This is a genomic window from Geobacter sulfurreducens PCA, assembly GCF_000007985.2.
Taxonomy (GTDB): Bacteria; Desulfobacterota; Desulfuromonadia; order Geobacterales; family Geobacteraceae; genus Geobacter; species Geobacter sulfurreducens.
Genome location: NC_002939.5, coordinates 1,336,243 through 1,360,100, shown reverse-complemented (window position 1 = coordinate 1,360,100; position 23,858 = coordinate 1,336,243). Strand labels below are relative to the sequence as shown.

The window sequence follows — 23,858 nt, the reverse complement described above, 5'->3', positions numbered from 1 at the left end:
CTTGCCTCGAAACTCATTTGATCACCATATCGGATACGGTCAGGGAGCCATTGGTCACGGTGACCGGCCCCGTGACCGTGGTCATGCCCACAATGCCCGAGAAGCCGGCGCCATATCCCCCCCTGAAGGTGAGCGTGATCCCCCTGTTTAACGTCAAACCGTTGTCGGCGGTCTGGACTGCCTGGGCATCGATGGTCGCGGCCGTATTGACCGGCGTCGCGGCAACCGCCTGGCCGATGGTCGAAAAGACGTTGTTGCCGGACTGGAGCGTCAGCCTGACCGGCGGCACCCCGGTGAAGGTGGCGCTGATCGTCTGGTCGGCATTGACGGCGGTGAAGGTGTGACTCGTGACGGCCCCCACCGACAGTCCGTTGACCAGTACGCCGAAAACGCTGTAGCCCGGTGCCGGGGTGATGGTGAACGCCTGGTTCGCACCGGGATTCACCAGGACCTGGCCCGCCGGCGATATGCTGCCGTTGGCGCCGGCCGTGGCGGTGATGATGAACTTCCGGGTGAAGGTGGCCGTCACGTTCCGGGCCTGGGACATGGTCAGGGTGCAGGGGGTGGTTGTGCCGCTGCACGCCCCGGCCCCGGCGCCGGACCAGCCCTCGAAGATGGAGCCGACGGCAGGAGTCGCGGTCAGGGTCACTGCCGTATCGACCACGAACAGCGCCGAACTGTTCGCTCCGGCGGCGCTGTTCGTAATGCTGATTCCCGCCGGACTGCTGGCGATGCTGCCGGTGCCGTTGCCGGCGTTGGTCACCGTCAGGAGGTAACGGGGAATGGCCGTTCCGCTCACGGGCACCTCGATATCGTTGCTGTCCGGATCGTTGGACGGGATCTTCAGTTCGGCGGACTTGACGCCTGCCCCGGTCGGCGCGAAGGTGACGACAACGGTGCAGCTGCCGGTGGCCGGAATGACGGCCTGAGAGCAGAAATCCTCGCTGACGGTGAACTCACCTGCGTCCGAGCCGTCGAAGCCAAGAGCGCCGATGGTCAGATCATTGATCCCCAGGTTGCTGATGGTGATGACCTGGCCCGCGGACAGGGTACCCTCGGGGGTGATGTCGAATGTCAGGCTGGTGGGGTCTACGCCGATGATCGGCGGATTGTCGAGCAAGCGGTTGGACTGCAGGATCGTCCCGTCGCTCCCCACCGCGATGTAGCTGCCGTTGCCGGCTGCCACGCCGTAGAGGCTGCTGTTGATGTATTCCGCGCCAATATTGATGGTCCAGCTGGCACCGTCGGGCGAAGTGAGGATGTGGTTGTCGTTGCCCACCGCCACGAACGAGCCGTAGGCGTAGGTGATCCCCTCCATCCTGACCAGCAGGGTATCGTCTACCGGCAGGGACCTCATGCTCCAGGTGGCACCGTTATCAGTGGAGGTAAACACCTCGCTGGTGATACCGATAGCCGCATAGGTGTTGGACGTGTTGTTGAATGCAATCCCGTTCAGCTCGGCAAAATTGATGGTGCCGCTGGTGACCTCGGTCCAGTTCTGTCCGTTATCGATCGACCTCAGGACCGTCCCGAAGTCGCCCACCGCTACTAACGCCGGCGTGGTGCCGTTGGTCCCGGCGATCACGCTGCGCAGGTTTCCGGCCGTGCTGGTGATCTTCCTGATCGTGTTCCAGGTGATACCGTTGGTGGAGACCAGAATCAGGGCGCCCTCATCGGCCACGTCGCCGGTGGCGTTGTAGTCGCTGACCGCCACGAATCTGCCGTTGGCGAAGGTGACGGCATTGAGATTGAGGAAGGTGCCGGAGTTCCTGGGGGTCCAGGTGATGCCGTTGGTGGAGGTCAGGATGATGGCCTGACGGCTGGCGTTCTGGTCCAGGTCGTAGCCGCTGGCGCCAACGGCTACGAATACGCCGTTGCCGTATGCGATGCCGCGGATGTTGTGGCCCGGACTGAGGTAGCGCCTGGTCCAGGTAAGGCCCGTGTTGGTGGAGGTAAGGACCGTGGGCGCGGAAATCGGTGGATGCAGCGTGGTGCCGGGGTCTCCGTCGCCCACGGCAACAAAGGTGCCGTTGCCCCAGGCAATGGAACGCAGGGGGTAACGGGTGATGGTGGTGAACAGATTCGTCCAGTCAATCGTGTCGGACGACGCGAGCAAGTTACCTTCGCTGCCGGCGACAATGACCGTGGGCACGAAGGGAGTGACTCCCCTGTTGAGTCCCACCATGGCCGCCTGGAGCATCGGACCGGCTCCACCGGCCGCAAGGCCGGAGGTACGGAACGTCCAGGTGGTGCCGGCATCTTCCGAGGTGAGAATTTCGCCGTCGGTTCCAACCACCGTAAAGACCTGAAGCAGGTTGCCCGCGAAGAGCGGGTCGGAGATGGTGCCGAAGCCGACCCCTTTCAGCTCGGCCACCGACATCAGCGGCCGGTTCACCCAGTTGGATCCATCGGTCGAGGTGACGATCTGGCCGAAGTCTCCCGCGGCAACGAACGTTCCGGCGCCGAAGGCCACGCCGTTGAGATTGGTGGGACGCGTCACCGGGTCGGAAGGCAGCGCGGTCCAGCTGCCGCCATTGTCCTCGGAGATGACCACGTGCCCTTCCATGCCCACGGCAACGAACCTGCCGCCGCCGTAGGCCACGTCGAACAGATTCAGGGTGCCGTTGAACGGCTGATCAAGGAAGCGCGACGTCCAGGTCACGCCGTCCGGCGAGGTCAGGATGGCGGTTCGCGGTTCATAGGGGAAATTGGGGTTGTTTTCCGTAACACCGACCGCGGCGAAGACCGTCCCGCTGTGGGCGACTCCCCTGAGGCTGGCCGTCACCCCCGAGCTCTGGACCGTCCAGGTGGCCCCGTCGTCGGTGGAGAGCAGGATCCTGCCGTAGCTGCCCACGGCCACGAAGGTATGGTTGCCGCCATAGGCAACGCTGTTGAGGTTGACCGAGCCGAAAGTCCGCACGGTCCAGTTGACACTGTCGGTGGAGGTGAGGATGGTGCCGAATTCGCCCACTGCCACGTAGGTGCCGTTGCCGTCCGTGGCAATGCGACTGATGGCCTGTCCCTGGGGCTTCGGATTCTGCCAGCTCCACTCATGGAGTTCGCGGGGGACGAATGTTGCTGAAATGCTCGAACCGTTGGCGCGCACCGAAAAGAACGTGAAGGACGAGACCGGGCCCAGCGCCCGGGGGACCGGATTGAAGATGCCGGTACCGTTGCCGTTCACATCCAGTTGCTCAACCATCTCGATGACGTTCACGCCGGCAATGGCATAGCCCGGGTTCGGCGTGATCGTGAACTTCTGGCTTCCACCCAGCGGCAGGCTGACGGTGCCGGTGGGGCTGATGATCCCCCCGGGTCCCGAGGAAGCGCTGATCGTCACGGATGCGGCGAACAGGGCGATGATGGACTGGTCCTGCTGGACATTGACAAAGGTGTACGAGCCGATGGGTCCCCGGGAAACGCCGTTCACGATCACGTCCACGATGGCGTAGCCGCTGGCGGCCGTGATCGTATAGGTGGCCCCTCCCCCGGCGGCGACCGCCTGTACTCCCGCCGGTGAGATGGTGCCGCTGCCGACCGGCGAGGCAGGATCAACGGAAGCCGTAATGAAGAACGGATTCGCAGCCGTCCCGGTCGCACCGACAGAGACCAGCGGAGTAACCGGATCATTGGAAGTAATGGTGAGCGTGGCGCTTTTCACCCCCACGGGGAGCGCCGGGACAAACGTTACGGTAATTTCGCAGAAGCCGGCGGGCGGCAGATTGTTACAGGCGGCCGGATTGACGGTGAATGCGGCATTGTTGCTGGCGATAGCTGCCGACAGCGGCGCCGAGCCCAGGTTGGTGATGGTGAGGGTACGGGTCGGCGACGGCGGGATGCCGATGGGGGCCGGGCCGAACGCCAGACTGGCGGGCGACACGGAGATACGGGGCTCCAGGAGCGCGGTGGGGATATCGGCCTCGGTGGTGGTACCGTTGCCCAGCTGCCCCGAGGTGTTCTGCCCCCACGTCCACAGCGTACCGTTGCTCTTCAGGGCAGCGGAATGGCTCCCGCCCGCCGTAGCGACAAGCCAGTCATCGGCCGCAGACACGGGATTCGACGTGAGAATCCGGGCCGGAACGGTGTGGGGCTGGGGATTGAGCGGATCGGCATCGCCGGGATGGGGGCCCGTGCCGAGTTGGCCGCTGGTATTGTTCCCCCAGGCCCAGAGGGTGCCGTCAGACCGGCCGGCAAGGGAGTGGGAGGTGCCTGCCGCAAGGGAGACGTAGGGAACGCCCTCAGCATTAATAACCTGAACCGGCGTAAAAGTGGCTGTAGTTACGCCATTGCCCAACTGCCCGACACTGTTGGCTCCCCAGGCCCAGAGGGTTCCGTCCGCCTGCAGGGAGAGGCCGTGATCCTGACCGGCGGCGATGGCAACCCAGCTGCTGTTGAAGGCGGTCGAGGGGGGGCTCGCCACCGCGAGCTGGGCCGGCACGTTGCGCTGGGTGGCCGGGGTCAGCATCGCCGGATCGGTCCCCAGCTGAAGAAGGCTGTTATCGCCCCAGGTCCAGATGGTGCCATCGGCCTGGAGGGCCAGCGAGAACACTCCGCCGGCCGCCACGGCCACCCAGTTCCGGTCGAAATTGCCGGGATTGCCGGTAACGATCTGAACCGGCGTGGTCCTGTTGGAGGTGCCGGTGCCGTCGCCCAATTGCCCGAAGGTGTTGTCGCCCCAAGACCAGAGCGTTCCGTCGGCCTTGAGTCCGAGGGAGTGAGCTCCTCCACCCGCTACGGCGGTCCAGTCATTGCCGGCCGAGGCGGGATTGGTCACCGTAATCTGCTGCGGCGTCGACGCGGCAACCGTGGAACCGATACCGAGCTGGCCGCTGCTGTTGTCGCCCCAGGCCCAGAGTGTTCCGTCGGCTCTGACGGCAACGGAGTGGGCCGTGCCCGTGGCGGTGGTCCGCCAGTTCCCGGCACCGCCCACAACCGGCACGGGGATGGCTGAGGGGGTTGTGGTGCCGTCACCCAACTGGCCGCTCGCGTTGCCGCCCCAGGCCCATAGGGTTCCGTTGGAGCGAAGGCCCAGCGAAAATGCCCCGCCCGGCTCCACGCCGAGCCAGGCAGATGCCCCGGCGGAGAGGACCGTGGGTGCAGTAACCGCCCCGAAGGTGCCGTTGCCCAGTTGGCCGGCACCGTTGCCGCCCCAGCCGAACACGGTGCCGTTGGCCAGGACGGAGAAGGAAACGCCAGTGCCGGCGGCTATGGCGACGTTATTGACAAGTGTGACCGGAGCGACGATCAGGGTCGGGGTGCTTCTGTTGGCAACCGTACCGTCGCCCACCGCGCCCTGGGCATTGTTGCCCCATGCCGAGACCGTGCCGTTGCGATGAAGGGCGACGGTATGGAGCGCCCCAGCGGCGATGGCGACCCAGTCGCTCCCCGTTCCGACACGGGTGGGGGTCGTCACATTGGCGCCCGGCAGGGCAACGCCGTTGCCCAGTTCGCCGAACAGGTTCTGCCCCCAGCTCCACAGCGACCCGTCGGCTTTGAGGGCAACGGAATGCATCTCACCAGCCGAAATTGCGGTCCAGTCCCGATCCGTACCGATCTTGAGAGGAGTTGGATTCGGCAGGATTCCCGTCCCCCCGGTTCCCAGCTGCCCCGTCAGGTTGGCCCCCCAGGCCCAGAGCGTGCCGTCGGCCTGGAGCGCGAGGGCATGCTCGCCACCGGCTGCCACTGCCACATATCTGCCGTTGCTGAGGGGATCTGCCACTACCTGCACGGGTTGAGGCCGGCTCACCGTGGTGCCGTCTCCAAGCTCACCGAAGAGGTTGTTCCCCCAGGACCAGAGGGTACCGTCCCCCTTGAGGCCGAAGGAGGTCAACTCGCCGGCCGATACGGCCACCCAGTCATTACCGGTGCCGATGCGGATGGGGGAAAATTTGTTCGTTGCCAACTGCCCGTTGACGAGCGGCTGTCCCAGTTGGCCGAACAGGTTCGACCCCCAAGCCCAGAGCGAACCGTCGGCCTTGATGCCCAGCGAGTGGGTGGTCCCGGCAGCCACGGTCTTCCATGTGCCGGGCACCTGCACCGGTGACGTCCGGTTTATGCCCGTACCGTCGCCCAATTGTCCAAACTGGTTGGAGCCGGCCGCCCAGAGGGTCCCGTCCGAACGGAGGGTCAGCACATGGTTCCCGCCGGCCGCCACGTGCGGCACGGCGCTCCATCCAGCGGCCGGAGCACCAAGGGTGGCCAGGATAAATGCCGCCGCAAGTAGCGCCTTGAACCATCCACCCCATAGTGTAGTAACATTCATCCGGACAACCTCCTGCCCAACGTGGCTTGCGGATCAATTCCCGGCTGACAACGGGAACAGCCCTTGTGATTACAGAATTGGTGCCCACCCTCAATCAAAAACAATGCCAGACGACACAATATCGCAACAATTTGATATCACTACACTTATTGTGAGGTATGGAGTTTGATGAGTTACTGAAGGGGTGTCACGGCAATGATCGGATTCAAGCCGGACAAGAGTCTACAGGAAAGAATTACTCCCAGATTCAAAGCAGTTAAGAGAGGGGTGTAACAATTCGTTACACGGTGAATCGAGGTGGCAGGCCATTGCGGCCCAGCCCCGCAAGCACGACGGTCATGCAGGGCGGTTGATGGGATAGGGGACGGCGGCGGGTTACCCTTTTTTCGCCTGAAGGCGCTTGTTAAGCGTCTGGCGGGTGATGCCGAGCATGGTTGCGGCGATTCCCTGATTTCCTCTGGCCCGCTTCATGGCCTCAGCCATCAGGTAATCTTCCACCTCTCTCACCGTGGGGAAACGGCCGAAAATGGCGGACAGGGGATCATCGGAAGATGTGACGGCGGTCTGTGGGATGAGCTGGACGGCATCGCCGCCGATGATGTTCCTGAAACTGTCGAGGGAAAGGACCCCAGAACCGTGCCTGGCCACGGCGTCATGGATAAGTGCCTGCAGCTCCCTGACGTTTCCCGGGAAGGAATAGACCGAGAGCAGCGTCAGGAGTTCGGGAGGAGGTGTCGGCTTTTTCCGGCCCAGAGAGGCGGCTGCCTCTCCCAGAAAATAATCGATCAGCAGCGGCAGGTCCTCCAGACGCTCCCGCAGGGGCGGAATCTGGACCTGGTGGGCGCAGAGCCGGTAATAGAGGTCGTTGCGGAACGCCTCTTTCTCGATCTGCTTCTTGAGATCCCGGTTGGTGGCGCAGACTATCCGTGCTTCGCTCTTGCGCGCCATGTCGGACCCCACCGGATAGTATTCCTTTTCCTGCAACAGCCGCAACAGCTTGATCTGGGAAGCCTCGTTCAGGTCTCCGATCTCGTCGAGGAAGAGCGTGCCGCCGGCCGCCCTCGCGATGAGGCCGTCACGGGCCTGGTCGGCACCGGTGAACGCCCCCTTCTTGTGCCCGAACAGGGTGTCCGAGAACATGACATCGTCGAGCCCGGCCACATTCACTGCCACGAACTCACCCCTGACGCCGCTCAGTTCGTGCACCGCCCGGGCAAACAGCTCCTTGCCCACTCCGGTTTCGCCCGTAACCAGAATCGGCTGGCGGGAACGGGAGACCACCTCCAGGTACTGGAACACCGCACGCATCTTCTTGCTGTCGGTGACGATGGACGCGAAGGCCTCGGGATGGTCGAGCCGGTCGTCCAGAAGGCATTCTTTCAGGGAATTCAGCTCGCGACTCATGGCTCCCATCTCCAGCGCCTTGGTCACGCTGGCGATCAGGCGCCCCGATTCCACCGGCTTCACCAGGTAGTCAAAGGCCCCTGACTTCATGCAGGTGACGGCGGTCTCGGTTTCATCGACGGCGGTCATGACGATGGCCGGAATGTGGGGAAAACGCTCCACTATCAGGGGGAGAAGCTCGGTCCCCGACAGGTGGGGCATAAACAGGTCGAGTACCACTGCCGCCACGCCTCCCTGCTCCAGCAGGGGCATCAGCTGCCTGCTGTCCTGCAGCGTCACCACGTTGCCGAAGCCGTTGCCGAGCAGAATCAGACGCGATGCCTTGAGTATGTTTTCCTCGTCATCCACCAGCACGATGGTCTGCGCCGTCTCAGTTGTCATGTAACACCTCCCCCGACGTGTACGATATCATGCCACCCCCTGATTGCTCGCGGCAGGCAGGTGTACGGTAAAGATAGTTCCTTCGCCCGGCACTGACGTGAACTCCAGGTCCCCCCCATGATCCCGGACGATCGAATGGCAGATGGCGAGCCCCAGCCCCGTGCCGCCGCTGTCGAGGCGCGTCGTAAAAAACGGCTCCAGAATGCTGTCGGAGATCTCGATCGGAATGCCGCTGCCCTGGTCCGCAACCCTGATCACTACCCCCCCGTCGTTCCCGTCGCGGGTGGTCGAAACCGTTACGCCCCGCTCCTCGGTGGGCAACGCCTGGATTGCATTCATGATCAGGTTGATGATGACCTGTTCGAGCTGCTGGAGGCTCCCCCGGACAAGCGGGAGATCTTCGGCGAGTTCCAGCCGGAAATGCCGCGTATGCTTGCGGATCTGGTGGTTCAGCATGGTCGCCGCCATGGTTATGGCCCGGTTCACGTCCACGTTTCCCGCGATTGAGCAAGCCTCGTTGCGCGCAAAATCCTTGAGATTGTTGACGATATCGCGAATCCTGCGCGCACCGTCGTGGACCCCTGCAATCAGTTCGGGGAAGGCCTCCCGCATCTCCGAAAAAGGGATGCCGCCAATGGTAAAGTCACCATGTTCGTCGTAATAGTCGCGCAGGATCGGATAGATGTCGTTCCAGGAACGGCGCAGTATCTCCGAGTTGACCATGATGTAGTTGTTCGGGTTGTTGATCTCGTGGGCGATGCTGGCCACGAGCACCCCCAGGGAGGTCATCTTGTTGGTATGAATGAGCCTTGCCTGGATCAGCCGGCTTTCCTTCTCGAGGCGAATCCGCTTCGAAATGTCGCGGATAGTGCAGTAAACCATGTCAACCTGCTGGATCGTAACCATTTTGCCCCGCACCGAAACGATGACTTCCGAGCCGTCCTTGCGGGTGTGGGTCATGGTGTCGATCCGGATCGAGTCTCCCATCCTGACCTGGCCGATGGCCCGGCAGAACGTATCGAGATCACTGGGGCCCATCAACGACTCGAGCCCAAGCTCGAAGAACTCCTTTTTGGAAAAGCCGTAGAGTCTCTCCGCAACCGGATTCACGTCGATGATGCGACACCCGCCGGGGCGAAAGAGGATAATGGCATCCTCGGTCTGTTCGAACAGTTGACGGAAACGCTCCTCGCTCCTGAGAAGCGCCTCTTCGGTCCGTTTCCGCTCGACGATTTCACGCTCCAGCTCCTCGATTGCCTCGGTCAGTCGGGCAGTCCGGTCCTCCACCAGCGATTCCAGGTTGGACTGATACCTCCTTAGGCGGGTCTCGGCCTCTTCTCGCTGGGCGATCTGGGCGGCCATCGGTTTGAAGATGAATCGGTGGAGAAACGGGGCGATGAGCAGAAGCAGCATCAGCGAATCGGTAAACAGGTCGACAACGGGTGCCCTGCCCGGGAAACGCAGGACATGCACCATCACGACCATAACAACGGCTTCGGCCACGAAGATAATGCCGCCCAGGGCGATGGTGATCCTGACCGGTGACTCGTAGAAACGTATTTTTCGCGCCGCGCGCCGTGCGGCCCGCTCGGGATTGGTCATGACAACTCACTGCTCCGATATTTGACAGGGCTCAGGGACTCCCATCCTGCAGCCGGCCTGCCCTAACCTGCGAATCCAGCAGAAAACATGCCATCAGGAATTCCATGGCACATTTTGTGTAAATGCCCATAAACAGCACTAAACGAGTTCAAACTCTCCCGGATCAGGGTCGAGGGATACCATCCATGACCGAAGCAGCACTCATCGCGGCAACATTAGGCCTCACGGCCCCATGGGAAATCAAGGCCATAACCTTTGCCGACACCGAACGGCGCATGGATATCACCATTGATTTCTATCATGGGGGAACATTCCGCTGTCCCCGCTGCGGAGCCCACGCCCATGTTTCGGAGTCGGTCCAGGAAATCTGGCACCGGGAAAATTTCTTTCATTATACAGCCTATCTTCACGTACGCGTACCGCGACTTGCCTGTGAAAAGGAATGCGGCACCAGCAATGCGGTGCTACCCTGGGCACAGCGCAATTCCCTTTTCACCCTGATCCCCCTCGTGTTAGGCGTCTGAACAGGTGTAACATATTTTTCGCCTGTCGCATTTTTTGCGGCTGACGCAAAAAGGGGCCGCATCAGCGGCCCCTTTTCTGTAGACGTTACCTGCCATGGTATTCCGGCTCATGCCGCGCCGCCGTGTCCCGGCGGCGCAACTGGGCAGAACGGCCCGGGAGCCGGAACGGTTGCGGTCCCGAACGCTGCACGTGAGGCCACTAGTCGTCGTGCCCCCGCCCCCGGCCCTTGCCGCCGTGATCCCTGCGACCGTCCTTGTCTCTCCTGCGCTCTTCCTTCCAGCGCTCGTGGTCCATCTTGCGCTCCCGCTTCGATTCCTTGCCGGGCCGGAAATGCCTGCCCCGGTAATGGTCACGTTCCACCTCGTAGACGCGGTACTCTCCGTCGCGGTGGTAGCGGATTCGATCCAGTTTGTGCTTGCGCAGGCCGGGAGGAAGGTTCTTGTACTTGACGACACCCCAGGGACCGTTGTAGTGGCTCGACCGGTACCACACATCGCCTGACCAGAGATAGTAGCTGCCGGAGAGATAGAACAGATCATAGGGAACACCCACGGCCACGTAAAACCCGAGGGAGCGGGGCACGAGAAAGACCGGCGGCTCGGCGATGGCCACGGGCGGGCCGGGAACGACCACCGGCGGCGGGGCCGGGACCACCACCTGGGGTCGGTTGCCGACATTGATGTTGACGTCGAAACCGACATCGGATGCGGCGAAGCAGGGTACGGCCGTCAAGGCCAGGGACAACGCGAGGACTGCTCTCTTCATGACGATCTCCTTTCGGAACAGAGGGGTCTTGCCGTCCCGACCGGCAGCACGCAGGCACAAAAAAACGGGACGGAAACATCGTATCGACATTTCGGCATCCCGGCTGTCTCAGAGAGACCCGTGGGCTTTCCGCCCCACCCTCGCGGGTGGTTTAGTCTTATCGTCTATCGAACTGCTTTTATCTATCTTCTATGCACCAGAAGGTGCGCTCCCGTCAAGCGTCGTGTCTCCGCATCCACATCCGGCACGCTCAGACGCGCTCGTAAGGCTCGAACAAACGCTTGAACTCATCAAGGGCGAAGCGGTCGGTCATGCCGGCGATGTAGTCGCAGACCACGCGCTCGCGTCCCAGCGTATCCATCTTCTGCTGGTACTTGCGGGGGAGCAGCGTCGGGTGCTTCACGTAACTCTCGAACAGCTGCGTCAGATAGCGCTCCGCCTTGACCCGCATCCGCTCCACCTTGTGGTGCCGGTACAGGTTTGTGAACAGGAACCGCTTAAGGGAACGGTTCCGCTCCTCCATGGCGGACGAGAAGGTCACCAGGGGGCGGTTGACCCGCCGCACGTCGTCAAGGGTGGAGACGCCGTAAGCACGCAGATTCGCCTCGGTGGCAGTAATCAGGTCCCTGATGAGGAGACCGATCAGCGCGCTTATGGTCTGGAACTTCTTCCGCTCCCGATCCAGGCCGGGATGGGCGGTATCGATCCTCTCCCAAACCTCACGCCAGAGGTCAACCCCGTTGAGTTGCTCAATCGTAATGTAACCCGACTTGAGACCGTCGTCGATATCGTGATTGTTGTAGGCTATCTCATCGGCGAAGTTGATGATCTGAGCTTCGATGGTCGGCACCACGCCGGGCAGGAATCCCTCGATCAGACCGGTCGGCCGGTCGTAGGGCGATGAATGCTTGATGATCCCTTCCAGCACTTCCCAGGAAAGGTTGAGCCCGTTGAAGCCGGGGTACCGCTCCTCCAACTGGTCCACCACCCTGAACGACTGAAGATTGTGCTCGAAGCCGCCGAAGCCTTCCATCAGACGGTTCAGCACCTCCTCGCCCGTGTGCCCGAAGGGGGTGTGTCCCAGGTCGTGGGCCAGGGCCAGAGCCTCGGTCAGTTCCTCGTTCAGGGCGAGTCGACGGGCAATGGCCTTGCCGATCTGGGCCACCTCCAGGGAGTGGGTCAACCGGGTGCGGTAGTAGTCCCCCTCATGGTTCACGAAGACCTGAGTTTTGTACTCCAGCCTCCTGAACGCCGCACAGTGGATGATCCTGTCCCGGTCCCGCTCGAAGGCGGGGCGGTCGTCCCGGAACTCTTCCGGGTGCATCCGCCCCCGCGAACGGCAACTGCGAGCCGCATAGCCGGCCAGATCAGCCCGCTCCAGGGATCGCATCCCCTCTTCTTCGACCATATGGACACCTCCCGTTTGAACGAAAAAACTCTAATGGGGCGTACCATGGGTGTCAACAACAAAAACATCCCTTGACTAGACATTACGCATCATGTTAAATTTTTAAGCCTTTTTTAAGATTTTACATGTGTATACACAAGCCGTTACCCGGATAGATATGAATACTCCTCTTCTTGACCTCGTGCCGGATCATATCCGCAAAAAACTCGGCAACCGGTCGTCCGTATGCCTGCTCAACGGTCGCGATATTTTCAGGGCTCTGAGAAATGAACACACGATCCTCATGGCCTGCAACACACGCATCAAACATGTGATCCCCGGCATCATGCAGGCTGCGGAAGAGCTGGATGCCGTGGTAGCCTTCGAGCTTACGCGCACCGAGGGTGGCGTCGACGGCGGTTACACGGGCCAGACGCCGGCGGTTTTCTTCGAGACCGTGGTGGACTATGCCGAACGGTGTGGCTTTACCAAACCCTTCATCATCCACGGCGACCATACCACCGTCCAGAACACCGGATCGCAGGAACTGGAAGAAGCCCGCGCCCTCATGGCCGCCCAACTGGAAGCGGGCTACACCTCCTTTGCCGTTGATGCCTCGTTCAATCCCTTGCCGGACAACATCCGCATCACCGTCGACCTGTGCCGTGCCGTTATGGAGCGGGGGTACGGCCTGGAGGTGGAACTTGGCGAGGTGACCCCCGTCGGCACCGAGTCGAATCTGACCACTGCGAGCGAAACGGCGGAATTCCTTTCTGCCCTGGCGGAACAGGGCGTCTACCCCCAACTCCTCGCCATCGACAACGGCTCCAAGCGGGGAAACTACCTGGACGGCCAGATTGTACGGATTGACCTCAAGCGAACCAGCGAAATCCACCAGACGGCCTTGCGCTTTGGCCTGGACGGATTGGTGCAGCACGGCATCACCGGTACCCCCCTCAAGCTCGTGGGAAAGCTGGCCGACTACGGCATCAGAAAAGGAAATATCGGCACCCTCTGGCAGAACGTGGCCCATGCCGGGCTTCCCCTGGACCTGATGGACGCCATGCGGCGCTGGGCCAAGGAAAACGGTCGGGACATCAAGTTCGCGACCCGGATCTTCAAAGCTGACATCGACGCCATTCCCGAGGCGAACGCCCGGCTCATCCACGACATGGCCTACCGGGAGGCCAAGGAATTCCTGCTGGCCTTCCACGCCAGGGGTAGCGCCTCGCGCATCGCCCCCCTCATCGGACAGGACCAGTGCGGGTCGTAGGCGGAAGCGCCCGGGGCCGTCGCCTGGCCGCACCCCGCGGCAACCGGGTACGCCCCACGGCCGACCGGATCAAGGAGGCTCTCTTCAACATTCTTCATTCAGGAATGGAGGGCTTCGAAGAGGTACGCGTTCTGGACCTGTTCGCCGGGACCGGGAACCTGGGAATTGAAGCATTGAGCCGCGGTTGCAGCGAAGCGGTGTTCGTGGACAGTCACCGGGAATCGGTGGCCGTGATCCGGCGCAACCTTGATGAACTCGGCTTCGGCGACCGGGCCCGCATCATCGCCAGGGATGCCCTGACCGCCATTGATTACCTTGAGCGGGAGGGAGCCTCCTTCCGGCTCGTGATGCTCGACCCGCCCTACCGGCTCGGCTTGGCTGACAAGGTCCTGGGGCGCCTGGCAGGGTCGCCCCTGATCGCAGAAGAGACGATCATCGTCGTCGAGTCCGCCGTGGACGAGGTACTACCCGACCTCATGGAACCGCTCCACTTGGTTGACCGGCGGATCTACGGCGATACCGCCCTCTCATTCTTCCGGAAAAGGAACTGAACGCCCATGCCGACCAAGATTGCCGTCTACCCCGGCTCATTCGACCCGATCACCTACGGTCACCTGGACATCATCGACCGCGCACTCAGGATATTCGACCAAGTCATCGTTGCGGTGGCCCGCAACTCGGCCAAATCGGCCCTGTTCACCACCGACGAGCGGGTCGACATGATCCAGCGGGTGCTGGCCGACAACGTCAGGGCCAGGGTTGACACTTTCGACGGCCTTCTGATAGATTACGTCCTCTCCCAGAAGGCAACGGTCATTATCCGGGGCCTGCGGGCCATTTCCGACTTCGAGTACGAGTTCCAGATCGCCCAGATGAACCGAAGCATCTCCCAGGATGTGGAGACCCTCTTCATGATGACCTCGGTTCCCTACGGCTATCTTTCCTCCTCCATCGTGAAGGAGGTGAGCTCCCTGAACGGCCCCATCGACGGACTGGTGCCGCCGCTGGTCCGCCAGGCGCTCAGGGACAAATTCGCAGGACCAGATCGTTAGTGTCCCATTCGGACATTTCCATCACCCCCAAGGAGGGTACAATGAAACTTGCAGACCGCGTCAACAAGATCCAGCCTTCCCCCACCCTGTCCATCGATGCCAAGGCAAAGGCACTGAAGGCTCAGGGCATCGACGTTGTCGGCTTCGGTGCCGGCGAGCCCGATTTCGACACCCCGGCCAACATCAAGGAAGCCGGCAAGAAAGCCATCGACGCAGGTTTCACCAAATACATGCCGGTGGGCGGCGCCGATGATCTGAAAGATGCCATCATCGCCAAAATGAAGCGCGATCACGGGCTGGAGTACACCCGCGACGAGATTTCCGTCGCCTGCGGCGCCAAGCACACCCTCTACAACATCTCCCAGGCCCTGATCCAGGAGGGAGACGAAGTCATCATCCCTGGTCCCTACTGGGTCTCCTACCCGGACCAGATCGTGCTGGCCGGCGGCACGCCGGTGTTCATCATGACCGACGAGTCCACCGGGTTCAAGATCACGGCCGAGCAGCTGGAAAAAGCCATCACCCCCCGGACCGTCTACGTGATCCTCAACTCCCCCTGCAACCCGACCGGCTCCACCTACACCAAGGATGAGCTGAAGGCGCTGGCCGCGGTGCTGCTCAAGCACCCCCACGTCTATGTGGTTTCCGACGACATCTACGAGAAGCTCCTCTATGACGGGCTCGAGTTCTGCAATATCCCCATGGCCTGCCCGGAGCTCAAGGACCGTACCATCATCGTAAACGGCGTCTCCAAAGCTTACTCCATGACCGGCTGGCGGATCGGCTACGCCTGCGGCCCCAAGGCGCTCATGGCCGCCATGACCAAGATGCAGTCCCAGTCCACCTCCAATGCCACCTCCATCGCCCAGAAGGCCTCCGTAGAGGCACTGAACGGACCCCAGGAGCCCGTGGCCGAGATGGTCAAGGAATTCGAAAAACGCCGCACCTACATCGTCGACCGGCTCAATGCCATTCCGGGGGTCACCTGCTTCAAGTCCACCGGTGCCTTCTATGCCTTCCCCAACTTCTCCGGCGTGTACGGCAAGACCACCCCGGCCGGCAAGAAGATTGAGAATTCTTCCGACTTTGCCGCTTATCTGCTTGAAGACGCCAAAGTGGCGTTGGTTCCCGGCATCGCATTCGGGGACGACCGCTACGCCCGCCTCTCCTACGCCACAAGCCTGGAGACCATCAAGAAGGGACTCGATCGGATCGAGGAAGCGATAGGCAATCTCAAGTAAGGATTCACACCGGTGTTGCGTCGGAGCGCAACCCTGCTATTGTTGGAAAAAAGGCGAGGATGACAGCTCCATCCTCGCCTTTTTTATTGTACGAACGTGAAGCGGGCTAAAGAGATTCCCCCCCGGTGCCGATGAGTACCGGGAGGACAGGTGACAAGGGAGGCGTGATGATTACCAAAGACATGATCATTGGGGACATCATCAGGAAACATCCCCGGACGCTTACGGTGTTCGTCAAGTATGGACTCGACTGCAATGAATGCCAGATTGCAGACTACGAGGAACTGGAGCATGGAGCGGGGGTCCACAAGGTCAATATCGAGCAGCTGCTCAGCGAGTTGAACGAGCACATCGGCTCCGGCACGGAATGAGCGACGAACTATTCAACTACTATAAATACTTCGACCTCGACCAGCGGATCGAAGTACGTTTTCCTCGCGCCCAGAACGTCTCGTTCAGGGAATGGGGCGTCGTAACCCTTTTTGATGGGGACTTGCTGGTACTGCAGCTCTCCCGGGACAGCCTGCCCGAGAACGTAAGTGCCCGCACCGGCACCATCCTCGATCTCAGGCTCGGCAAGGGAGGCTACGGCTATTGCTGCCGCGCCATCATCGTCGAAGAGCACGGCGATGCCCGGCTGACCGTACGGCTAATCGGCGAAGTCATTCCCGACGAATTGCGGGAATACTATCGCATCGATGCCTATATTCCGCTCCGCTACTCCGTCCCCCGCGGTCTCTCCGACCATGAAATCCGACAGCGATGGCGGGCTCGCCGCTACCCCCCCCCAACAACGGTGGAAGCACAGGGCGCATCTCTCACTACCCCTCCCCAGGAACCGCCACGGGAGGAAGAATTGTCTCAACCGCCGCCCCTGGCGGCAAACATCAGCGGATCAGGCATCAGGATCAGGATCACCGAGGAACTCTCCGTGGATACGCTGGTGGATATGGAGTTGTTCCTCTCCCAGGACAAACTCCGCGTAGTGCCGGTCGTCTGCCAGGTGGTCCATGTGGCTGCGCTGCGGCACAAGGCGGGGGAGCCCCCCCTGTTCAGCACGGCGCTCCGCTTTCTCTGCATCGATGAACGGGACCGGGACATGGTGGTGGGATTCGTTTCGGCCGCCCAGCTGGAGCATCTGCGCATCATGCGCGGAGGGAACGTGAGCGTTACCGAACTGGAGTACGCCGAATACTCACGCCACAGACGCCTCCGCCGTATCATCGTGGGCATCATCGTCGTCACGCTCATCATCGTTGCCGTGGTTGTCCTGATCATCTCGCGCATCAACGGCAAAAAAGGCGAGATTGAGCAGACATACGAGCGGGAAATCAAAAAATACCGCCACATTGTCCCCTGGCGATAGCGCTTCATCCGGACCGGCATGAGTCACGACAATGCCGGCACACGCTAAGTACACCACCAACTCACCAGCTTACCTTTACTACACCGCCACACCACACTTCCTGAACATCGTCCAATCATCCACACAACAGCCCACCCCAGACGGCTGACCAACCCCATATTATCCGCAATTAAATCAACAACATAACAACACACCCCCCTCGCACCCCCCCTCGCACCAAAAACAGGCACAGCCTTTGCTAAAGACCAGAACACCATCAACGTGTGTACTCTGACAACGTACGCGACCCGAAGCCAGGAGGTCCCAAGGTGCTCTATAAATCCGTAACCGAGTCGTTCAACGAGTTCATTGTCGACCGCAGCGACGCAAAATGCATCCGCTGCAAGGTCTGTATCCGCCAGTGCGCCTACGAGGTCCATTCTTACGCCGAGGCCATCGACACCCTCACCGAGGATCACACACTCTGCATCGGGTGCCGCCGCTGTTCGGCCCTCTGTCCCACTGGTGCCATCACGATCCGCTCCAATGAAGAGGTCTTCAAGCGGAACGAGTCCTGGTCCAACGGCCACATCCGCAACCTTTACGCTCAGGCCGACACCGGCGGCATTCTCCTGGCCGCCATGGGCAACCCCGCCAAGTACCCCATTTACTGGGACCACCTGCTGCTGGACGCCTCCCAGGTCACCAACCCGTCCATCGACCCTCTCAGGGAACCCATGGAACTGCGGACCTACCTGGGCAAGAAGCCCCACTCCATTGAGATCGTCCGCGATGAGCAAACCGGCAAGCCGAAGCTCGCCACGAAGCTGACGCCACAGATTAGGATGGAATACCCCTTCATCTTCTCGGCCATGAGCTACGGCGCCTTGAATCTTAACGCCCACAGGGCCATGGCCATGGCTGCCAGCGAGTTGGGCACCCTCTACAACACCGGCGAGGGGGGGCTTCACAAAGACCTCTACCGGTACGGCGCCAATGTCATGGTCCAGGTGGCCTCGGGCCGCTTCGGCGTAAGCGAGCAGTATCTCAACGCCGGCGTCGCCATCGAGATCAAGGTTGGCCAAGGCGCCAAGCCGGGCATCGGCGGCCATTTGCCCGGGGAGAAGGTCAACGACCAGATTTCCGAGACCCGGATGATCCCGGTGGGTTCCGACGCCATCTCGCCGGCGCCCCACCACGACATCTACTCCATTGAGGATCTCCGCCAGCTCATCTTCGCCCTCAAGGAGGCGACCAACTACGAGAAACCGGTGTCGGTCAAGATTGCGGCGGTCCACCACGTGGCGGCCATTGCCTCCGGCGTTGCCCGGGCCGGGGCCGACATCATCACCATTGACGGCTTCAGGGGGGGGACCGGCGCGGCTCCCCAGGTCATCCGCGACAACGTGGGACTTCCCATGGAACTAGCCCTGGCATCGGTGGACGCCCGGCTGCGCGACGAAGGGATCCGCAACCAGGTTGCCATCGTGGTGGGGGGCGGCGTCCGTTCCTCCGGCGACGCCATCAAGGCCATCGCTCTCGGCGCCGATGCCATCAACCTGGGCACCTCGACCCTGCTGGCCCTGGGCTGCACCCTGTGCCAGCGCTGTTACACCGGCAAATGCCCCTGGGGCATCACAACCAACAACCCCTACCTGGCCAAGCGGCTCAATCCCGAGCTGGGGGCCGAGCGGCTGGTGAACCTGGTCCACGCCTGGGGCCACGAAATGAAGGAAATCCTCGGCGGCATGGGCCTCAACGCCCTGGAATCCCTCCGTGGCAACCGCTACAAGCTGCGGGCCGTGGGCCTGGGCGAAAAAGACATGAACATTCTCGGCGTCATGCCGGCTGGAGAATAGCCCCATGAAACGTATCTACATGATTGAAGACGCCTGCATCGGCTGTCACCTGTGTGAGGTCGGCTGCATCACCGAACATTCGGCATCCAAGGATCCCGTGCGAGCCTACCTGCACGAGCCCGAACGCCCCATTGCCCGCTGCACCGTGGAGGAGATCGACGGCGGCATCGTCTCCTTCTCCACCACCTGCCGCCATTGCGACGAGCCCGACTGTCTGCGGGCCTGCATCTCCGGTGCCATCCAGAAGAACGACCAGGGCGTGGTCCGGATCGACACCGAGCAGTGCGTGGGCTGCTGGTCCTGCGTCATGGCCTGCCCCTACGGTGCCATCCAGCGGAACCTGAAGAAAAAGAAGGCGAACAAGTGCGACCTCTGCCCGGACCGCATGTCTCCGGCCTGCGTCGACGCCTGCCCCAATCGGGCGCTTGTCTACAAGGAGGGGAGCCAGAAATGAACTACGTGATCATCGGCAACTCGGTGGCTGCCGTAGGAGCCATCCGGGGCATCAGGAGCATCGACCAACAGGGGAATATAACCGTCATCTCCCGCGAGCGCCACAACGCCTATGGCCGCCCACTCATCTCCTACCTCCTGGGAGGGCTTGTCTCGGAAAAGCGGATGGCGTACCTCCCCGAGGACTTTTACGAAAAGAACCGCGTCAACCTGCTGCTCAACTCGGAAGTGACGGGTATCGACACCGCCGCCCGCCAAGTGCGGATCGCCGGCGGGGACACCATCGGCTATGACCGGCTCCTGGTCGCCACCGGCGGCGACCCCTTCATCCCCCCCATCGAGGGAATGGCCGACAAGGACCGGATCTTCACCTTCACCACCTGGGACGACGCGGCCAAGCTCAAGGGAATAGCGTCCGACATCGGCCGTGTGGTGGTTATCGGAGGCGGCCTCATCGGCCTCAAGGCCGCCGAAGGGCTCCACCTGATCGGCAAGCAGATTACCATCGTGGAACTGGCCGACCGGATTCTCTCCGCCGCCTTCGACCGCCCTGCCGGGCGCGTGGTAGCCAAGAAGATGAAGGCCAACGGCATCGACGTCATCACTGAAGATACGGTCGTCCGGATCGAGGGGGAAGGGGCCGAGATTACCGGCGTAACGCTCCGCTCCGGCGATTTTATCCCCTGCGATACGATTATCGTGGCCATCGGGGTGCGCCCCGCCTGCGGCTTCCTCAAGGGAAGCGGGGTTGAGGTGAACCGCGGCATCGTGGTCGACGACCGGATGGAGACTTCGGTCGAAGGCATTTATGCCGCGGGCGACGTGGCTGAAGCCAAGGACTTCTTCTCCGGCGTCAAGAACCCCATGCCCATCTGGCCCGATGCGTACATCCAGGGCGACATCGCCGGGGTGAGCATGGCCGGCGGCACCAAGGCCTACGAAGGGGGCCTGGCCATGAACTCCATCGAGCTCTTCAAGGTATCGACCATTTCCATGGGGATCACCAATCCGGCGGAACCCAAAGAGTACGAAATCCTCACCTACCAGGACCTGGAAAACTACCAGTACCGCAAGATCGTCATCAAGGACGGGCTGCTGGCGGGTGCGGTCCTCGTGGGTGCAGTGGACCGGGCCGGAATTTTCTCGGGACTCATCCGGGAGAAGATCGCCGTTGTCCCCTTCAAGGACCAGTTGCTCGCGCCTGACTTCGGCTTTGCCAACCTGCCGAAGGATATCCGGACCGCCCTTTTCGCACCGGCCGGCAAGGTGACGGAAACCGGCAGACCGGCCGTGGCGGTGGGGCACTGAAGGACCGGCAGCTCACACGATTCGACGACCAGACCGAGGTTCGAACAATGATACAGACAACGCGGAAACCGACGCATAACTTCCAGAAGGACATCTCCAACTGCGGCCTGACCGGCTTCATATCCACGGCGGGAAACCTCGTGGAGGGAAGCGTGATCATCAAGTCGATCTCCCTGATGCACGACCGGGGCAACGGCCTCGGCGGGGGATTCGCCGCCTACGGCATCTACCCGGACTTCAAGGAGTTCTTCGCCTTCCATCTCATGTACGAGAACGGCATGGCCTTGCAGCTGACCGAGGAATACCTGGAGCGCCACTTCTTTGTGGAGCACTACGAGGAGATTCCCACCCGCCGCACCCCGGCCATAGTCCATCCTCCCCTGTTCAAGCGCTACTTCGTGAAGCCCTTGGAGACGCCTGAATACCGCGAGGCCATCGACTACCAGAACATGACCGACGAAGACGTGGTCGTGCGCCACGTAATGGCGATCAACAACGAAATCGAAGGCGCCTTTGTGGTTTCCTCGGGCAAGAACATGGGGGCATTCAAGGGCGTCGGCTACCCCGAAGAGATCGCCGACTTCTTCCGCCTCGAAGAGTACACGGGGTATATATGGACCGCCCATAACCGGTTCCCGACCAACACCCCGGGCTGGTGGGGCGGCGCCCACCCCTTCACGCTGCTCGACTGGTCCATCGTCCATAACGGCGAAATCTCGTCCTACGGCATCAACAAGCGCTACCTGGAGATGTATGGATACGTCTGCACCATGCTGACCGACACCGAGGTCGTCGCCTACACCCTCGACCTTCTGATCCGCAAGCACGGCCTGACACCCGAACTTGCAAGCCTTGCCATGGCCGCCCCCTTCTGGGACATGATCGACGGGCTTCCCGACGACGAGCGCCAGCTTCTCACCGCCATCCGCCAGGTTTACGGCAGCGCGCTTCTCAATGGCCCCTTTGCCATCCTCTTCGCCAGCAACGAAGGGCTCATCGGCCTCAATGACCGGGTCAAGCTGCGGCCGCTGGTCTGCGCCACCAAGGACGACTTCGTGTACATGGCATCCGAAGAGGCTGCAATCCGTGAGATCTGCCCGGCACCAGACAAGGTATGGTCACCCCGCGGCGGTGAACCGGTGATCGTCAAGATGCAGCCGGGCGTCATCTAAACCATCGGGACCAGGAACCGGATATCCATTGCTCCGAGCCTGCCCCTTCAGGAGAGGTTTGTATTATGAACATTAACGCACAGGGTCTTTACTACCGGGATCTGAACCAGAAAGTACGCGAGGCGGTGGCGGCCGGAGCATCGGAGATCGTGCTCGACAACGTGAACGGGCAGTATTTCATCGGCGACGGGATCAACAAGCCGGTAAAAATCATCATCAACGGCGTTCCCGGCAACGACCTGGCAGCGTTCATGAACGGCGCCACCGTGGTTGTCAACGACAACGGCCAGGACAACATCGGCAACACCATGAATGCGGGCAAAGTCATCGTGCACGGCCACGCGGGCGACGTCCTGGGCTACGGCATGCGCGGCGGACGGGTCCACATCCGCAAAGACGTGGGCTACCGGGTAGGCATCCACATGAAATCCTACAACGAGAACAAGCCCGTGCTCATTGCCGGTGGCAAGGCGGGTGACTTCTTCGGCGAGTACATGGCAGGCGGGGTACTGGTACTGCTCGGCATGTTCACGGATGACCCGGAAAAGCCGAAACACGGCTTCCGGTTCGGCACCGGCATGCACGGCGGAACGATCTTCGTGCGGGGCGGCGTGGACGAGTCGAAGCTCTCCGGCGAGGTCGGGGTCTTTGAACTGACCGATGGCGACCGTGCCGAACTGGAGCGCTACCTGAAGGACTACTGTGCGGACTTCGGCATCGACTTCAGCGAAGTGATGGCGGAAGAGTTCGTGAAAGTCCTGCCCAAGAGCAGACGCCCCTACGGCAACCTCTACTGCCCCATGCCGCGCTGACGCAGCAATTCACCCGGAAACGAAAAAGGGACGTCGCCCGATGGCGGCATCCCTTTTTTTATGAAATCAGAGAGAGACGACTCACTCCAGTTCGTAGCTGAAGCTGAGTCCCTCCTCCTTGCGCACCGACCCGCGTACCGCCTCGGCCACTTCGCCGAAGAGCATGTCCCGCAGCAGCTTGCGTTTTTTCGGGGGGATGATCAGGGTCGGCTCTCCCTCGATTCCAGCCAGACGCCCTGCCTCCATTACGGCATCGTGCAGCGTGCCGAGCCGGTCCACGAGCTTGAGACGAAGGGCCTGCTCACCGGTGTAGACCCTGCCGTCGGCAAGCCGGCGCACCTCCTCGACCGGCAGCTGTCTTCCCTCCGCCACAGCACGTACGAACTGATCGTGAAGGTTGTCGATGACCCCCTGAAGAACGGCCCGCTCCTCCTCGGTGAGCTTCCGCACGGGAGAGCCGGAATCCTTGAACTTGCCGCTCTTGAGGGTAAATGCCTTGAGGCCCACCTTGTCCATGAGCCCTTCGATATTCGAGAGCTTCATGAGTACGCCAATGCTGCCGGTGATGGTCCCCGGATTGGCATAGATCACGGCAGCGGGCACGGCGACGTGGTAGCCGCCCGAGGCCGCCACGCTCCCCATGGAAACAACAACCTTCTTGGTGGCGGCCAACCGCTTGACCGCGGCGTATATCTCCTGGGACGGGCCAATGACCCCGCCCGGCGACTCGACCCTCAGCACTACTGCCTTGACGCTGCTCTTCTTGCGAAGGTCGTCGAGCTGTTTGACGGTTTCCTGGGAATCGATGATGGGCCCCTTCACCTCCGCATAGCCAATCCCGTCGCCGATGGTTGCGGCCGTCATATCTCCCATGAGAATCCGCGCCATCTGCACCGAAAAGGTAAAGAGGATGATCAATGCAACCAGGGTTACCCCGGCGATAAGAACATGTTTCCTGGTCATGAATGGTCCGTCGGGCCAGCACCGAGCCGGAGAAACTGGCGTCGGTTGCCGGGA

The 23,858-nt window shown here is 61.7% G+C and carries 18 protein-coding genes and 1 riboswitch; of the genes, 12 read left to right on the top strand and 6 right to left on the bottom strand.

The features are described 5' to 3' along the window. Positions 1-13: 13 nt before the first annotated feature. From GS_RS06230 to GS_RS06220, 3 genes are all read right to left on the bottom strand, one after another. Positions 14-6,262 (bottom strand): choice-of-anchor D domain-containing protein, encoded by a 6,249-nt coding sequence (locus GS_RS06230; RefSeq protein ID WP_010941906.1) that lies wholly within the window; start codon positions 6,260-6,262, stop codon positions 14-16. A 375-nt stretch (positions 6,263-6,637) separates the two neighbouring features. After that, positions 6,638-8,047, bottom strand: coding sequence for a sigma-54-dependent transcriptional regulator (locus tag GS_RS06225; protein ID WP_010941905.1), 1,410 nt, complete (start codon positions 8,045-8,047; stop codon positions 6,638-6,640). 27 nt (positions 8,048-8,074) lie between these two features. Then, positions 8,075-9,649 (bottom strand): ATP-binding protein, encoded by a 1,575-nt coding sequence (locus GS_RS06220; RefSeq protein WP_010941904.1) that lies wholly within the window; start codon positions 9,647-9,649, stop codon positions 8,075-8,077. A 185-nt stretch (positions 9,650-9,834) separates the two neighbouring features. Between GS_RS06220 and GS_RS06215 the strand changes: the two genes are divergently transcribed. Then, a complete protein-coding gene (locus GS_RS06215) occupies positions 9,835-10,173 on the top strand; it encodes a transposase family protein (RefSeq protein WP_041914004.1) in 339 nt (112 codons plus the stop codon). Between the two features lie 199 nt (positions 10,174-10,372). Here GS_RS06215 and GS_RS06210 read toward each other — a convergent pair whose 3' ends face one another. Both GS_RS06210 and GS_RS06205 read right to left on the bottom strand, forming a co-directional pair. Continuing rightward, on the bottom strand, positions 10,373-10,939 hold the full coding sequence (locus GS_RS06210) for a hypothetical protein (RefSeq protein ID WP_010941903.1): 567 nt from the start codon (positions 10,937-10,939) through the stop codon (positions 10,373-10,375). Between the two features lie 90 nt (positions 10,940-11,029). Further along, a riboswitch (cyclic di-GMP riboswitch) is annotated at positions 11,030-11,105 on the bottom strand. 84 nt (positions 11,106-11,189) lie between these two features. Continuing rightward, a complete protein-coding gene (locus tag GS_RS06205; protein WP_010941902.1) occupies positions 11,190-12,347 on the bottom strand; it encodes a deoxyguanosinetriphosphate triphosphohydrolase in 1,158 nt (385 codons plus the stop codon). A gap of 157 nt (positions 12,348-12,504) precedes the next feature. On the opposite strand from GS_RS06205, the gene GS_RS06200 reads away from it, so the two are divergent. The 11 genes from GS_RS06200 to GS_RS06150 all read left to right on the top strand — a co-directional run bounded on the left by GS_RS06200 (position 12,505) and on the right by GS_RS06150 (position 22,841). Then, on the top strand, positions 12,505-13,599 hold the full coding sequence (locus tag GS_RS06200; protein WP_010941901.1) for a class II fructose-bisphosphate aldolase: 1,095 nt from the start codon (positions 12,505-12,507) through the stop codon (positions 13,597-13,599). Beyond that, complete coding sequence (rsmD, locus tag GS_RS06195; protein ID WP_010941900.1) at positions 13,587-14,150, top strand: 16S rRNA (guanine(966)-N(2))-methyltransferase RsmD; 564 nt, start codon at positions 13,587-13,589, stop codon at positions 14,148-14,150. Before GS_RS06200 ends, rsmD begins: the two co-directional genes overlap by 13 nt. A gap of 6 nt (positions 14,151-14,156) precedes the next feature. Continuing rightward, complete coding sequence (gene coaD / locus GS_RS06190; RefSeq protein WP_010941899.1) at positions 14,157-14,651, top strand: pantetheine-phosphate adenylyltransferase; 495 nt, start codon at positions 14,157-14,159, stop codon at positions 14,649-14,651. A 41-nt stretch (positions 14,652-14,692) separates the two neighbouring features. Beyond that, positions 14,693-15,892, top strand: a complete 1,200-nt coding sequence (locus GS_RS06185) for a pyridoxal phosphate-dependent aminotransferase (RefSeq protein WP_010941898.1) — start codon at positions 14,693-14,695, stop codon at positions 15,890-15,892. A gap of 167 nt (positions 15,893-16,059) precedes the next feature. Continuing rightward, the gene (locus GS_RS06180) at positions 16,060-16,263 is read left to right on the top strand and encodes a DUF1858 domain-containing protein (RefSeq protein ID WP_010941897.1); all 204 of its coding nucleotides are present in this window, start codon (positions 16,060-16,062) and stop codon (positions 16,261-16,263) included. Next, complete coding sequence (locus tag GS_RS06175; protein WP_010941896.1) at positions 16,260-17,258, top strand: PilZ-like domain-containing protein; 999 nt, start codon at positions 16,260-16,262, stop codon at positions 17,256-17,258. The genes GS_RS06180 and GS_RS06175 overlap by 4 nt, the downstream gene beginning before the upstream one ends. A 308-nt stretch (positions 17,259-17,566) precedes the next feature. Continuing rightward, positions 17,567-19,096, top strand: a complete 1,530-nt coding sequence (locus tag GS_RS06170; RefSeq protein ID WP_010941895.1) for a glutamate synthase-related protein — start codon at positions 17,567-17,569, stop codon at positions 19,094-19,096. Positions 19,097-19,100: 4 nt separating this feature from the next. Next, positions 19,101-19,550 carry a 4Fe-4S dicluster domain-containing protein gene (locus tag GS_RS06165; RefSeq protein WP_010941894.1) on the top strand — a complete coding sequence of 150 codons (450 nt, stop codon included), beginning with the start codon at positions 19,101-19,103 and terminating at the stop codon, positions 19,548-19,550. Further along, on the top strand, positions 19,547-20,857 hold the full coding sequence (locus GS_RS06160; protein WP_010941893.1) for an NAD(P)/FAD-dependent oxidoreductase: 1,311 nt from the start codon (positions 19,547-19,549) through the stop codon (positions 20,855-20,857). Before GS_RS06165 ends, GS_RS06160 begins: the two co-directional genes overlap by 4 nt. Before the next feature lie 47 nt (positions 20,858-20,904). After that, positions 20,905-22,029 carry a class II glutamine amidotransferase gene (locus GS_RS06155; RefSeq protein WP_010941892.1) on the top strand — a complete coding sequence of 375 codons (1,125 nt, stop codon included), beginning with the start codon at positions 20,905-20,907 and terminating at the stop codon, positions 22,027-22,029. Positions 22,030-22,094: 65 nt separating this feature from the next. Continuing rightward, positions 22,095-22,841, top strand: coding sequence for a hypothetical protein (locus tag GS_RS06150; RefSeq protein WP_010941891.1), 747 nt, complete (start codon positions 22,095-22,097; stop codon positions 22,839-22,841). A gap of 81 nt (positions 22,842-22,922) precedes the next feature. Here GS_RS06150 and sppA read toward each other — a convergent pair whose 3' ends face one another. After that, positions 22,923-23,804: a signal peptide peptidase SppA gene (gene sppA / locus GS_RS06145; RefSeq protein WP_010941890.1), complete on the bottom strand. Its 882-nt coding sequence runs from the start codon at positions 23,802-23,804 to the stop codon at positions 22,923-22,925. Positions 23,805-23,858: the final 54 nt, after the last annotated feature.

Excerpts from the sequence above, each read along its gene's own strand:
- GS_RS06185 (WP_010941898.1), top strand. The coding sequence starts at position 14,693 with ATGAAACTTGCAGACCGCGTCAACAAGATCCAGCCTTCCCCCACCCTG.
- coaD (WP_010941899.1), top strand. The coding sequence starts at position 14,157 with ATGCCGACCAAGATTGCCGTCTACCCCGGCTCATTCGACCCGATCACC.
- GS_RS06160 (WP_010941893.1), top strand. The coding sequence starts at position 19,547 with ATGAACTACGTGATCATCGGCAACTCGGTGGCTGCCGTAGGAGCCATC.
- GS_RS06155 (WP_010941892.1), top strand. The coding sequence starts at position 20,905 with ATGATACAGACAACGCGGAAACCGACGCATAACTTCCAGAAGGACATC.
- GS_RS06220 (WP_010941904.1), bottom strand. The coding sequence starts at position 9,649 with ATGACCAATCCCGAGCGGGCCGCACGGCGCGCGGCGCGAAAAATACGT.
- GS_RS06175 (WP_010941896.1), top strand. The coding sequence starts at position 16,260 with ATGAGCGACGAACTATTCAACTACTATAAATACTTCGACCTCGACCAG.
- GS_RS06150 (WP_010941891.1), top strand. The coding sequence starts at position 22,095 with ATGAACATTAACGCACAGGGTCTTTACTACCGGGATCTGAACCAGAAA.
- GS_RS06225 (WP_010941905.1), bottom strand. The coding sequence starts at position 8,047 with ATGACAACTGAGACGGCGCAGACCATCGTGCTGGTGGATGACGAGGAA.
- GS_RS06165 (WP_010941894.1), top strand. The coding sequence starts at position 19,101 with ATGAAACGTATCTACATGATTGAAGACGCCTGCATCGGCTGTCACCTG.
- GS_RS06205 (WP_010941902.1), bottom strand. The coding sequence starts at position 12,347 with ATGGTCGAAGAAGAGGGGATGCGATCCCTGGAGCGGGCTGATCTGGCC.
- GS_RS06180 (WP_010941897.1), top strand. The coding sequence starts at position 16,060 with ATGATTACCAAAGACATGATCATTGGGGACATCATCAGGAAACATCCC.
- GS_RS06200 (WP_010941901.1), top strand. The coding sequence starts at position 12,505 with ATGAATACTCCTCTTCTTGACCTCGTGCCGGATCATATCCGCAAAAAA.
- sppA (WP_010941890.1), bottom strand. The coding sequence starts at position 23,804 with ATGACCAGGAAACATGTTCTTATCGCCGGGGTAACCCTGGTTGCATTG.
- GS_RS06215 (WP_041914004.1), top strand. The coding sequence starts at position 9,835 with ATGACCGAAGCAGCACTCATCGCGGCAACATTAGGCCTCACGGCCCCA.
- GS_RS06230 (WP_010941906.1), bottom strand. The coding sequence starts at position 6,262 with ATGAATGTTACTACACTATGGGGTGGATGGTTCAAGGCGCTACTTGCG.
- GS_RS06210 (WP_010941903.1), bottom strand. The coding sequence starts at position 10,939 with ATGAAGAGAGCAGTCCTCGCGTTGTCCCTGGCCTTGACGGCCGTACCC.